This window comes from Psychrobacter sp. T6-1, assembly GCF_052258445.1.
In genome coordinates this window covers 1-1,137 of the sequence record NZ_JBQQFC010000518.1, presented here as the reverse complement: position 1 = coordinate 1,137, position 1,137 = coordinate 1, and the positions used below count along the sequence as shown (strand labels likewise).

The 1,137-nt window shown below is 43.9% G+C and carries 2 protein-coding genes; both read left to right on the top strand.

What is annotated here, in order from left to right; all coding sequences use genetic code 11:
- Nucleotides 1-358: cytochrome c-type biogenesis protein (locus tag ACTXGO_RS14255; RefSeq protein ID WP_443574976.1), on the top strand; the 358-nt coding region annotated here is incomplete at its 5' end.
- A partial coding sequence (ccmI, locus tag ACTXGO_RS14250) for a c-type cytochrome biogenesis protein CcmI (RefSeq protein WP_443574975.1) occupies nucleotides 355-1,137 on the top strand: 783 nt, incomplete at its 3' end. The genes ACTXGO_RS14255 and ccmI, both read left to right, overlap by 4 nt.

The following is a 1,137-nucleotide window of genomic DNA, read 5'->3' as shown; positions in this document are numbered from 1 at the left end:
TGCACCGATTGCACAGGATCTAAAGCAAAAAGTCTATGATTTAATTAAAGATAGACGTAGTGATGCTGAAATACGCGTCTATATGCAAGAGCGCTACGGTGACTTTATTAGCTACAAGCCGCCTATGCGACCATCAACATGGATCCTATGGTTTTTTCCACCACTATTATTGCTCGTCTTAATTATTGGTTGGTTTTGGCAAAGTAAGCGTCGCCAAGTTGTTGCCCGTGGTCAAAGCGGCGTCACAGTGAACAGTACTGCTGCCTTGACCTCTACGGAAAAGGCTGAGCTTGATCGTCTATTATCGCAAGCTGAGAGTGTCGACCACGACATTACTAGCCTAGAGGACAAAAAATGACTCTATTTTCTACTTTTGGCTTATTTGTAACTCTAAGCTTGCTGATTGCTCTTATATTTGCGCTGATTGCTATTATGCCATGGCTACGAGCACCGCGTTTGCAGTCCAAACCAATAGACAATCAACTGCTAGATATTAATGTTGCAGTATTTCGCGAACGTTTAGCTGAGCTACAAACAGATAAAGACAGCGGTACTATTAATAATAGCCATTATCAAAATCAAAAGCTGGAACTGGAGCGTCAGCTATTAGATGTGCAGCGTCAGATAACACCTATGGTCACCCCTGATGTCAAAAGCCGTTTAATTGTCGCAGCTTGGATCCCAATATTGGCTGCAATGGCGTATTTACTAATAGGCAATCGTACACCCGTGTTTGATTTGTGGACAGCTGAGGACAAAGTAGGACAAGTGGCTGACGACCTATTGACAGCTAAAATTGACAAGCCGCCATCATGGGCGTTTGAAGATGGTCGTCAACTGATTAGCGCCATGCAAACCAATGTTCATCGTAATGCTGATGATCCTAATCGCTGGATGCGCCTATCCGAGCTTTTCTTATCTATGGAGGCAACTGATTCTGCGCTGGAAGCCTTATCTCGTGCCTATCGTTTAGCTCCTGAAAATGAAGAAATCGCCACCACTTATGCTCAGACTAGCTTTTTCGTTAATGAAGGTCAGTTAGACGCCAATATTCGCCGTGTATTACAAGCTATATTAGCTAAGAATCCGCAGCATGAACGGGCTCAAATGCTCATGGCAATGGGTGAGACTCGTAGT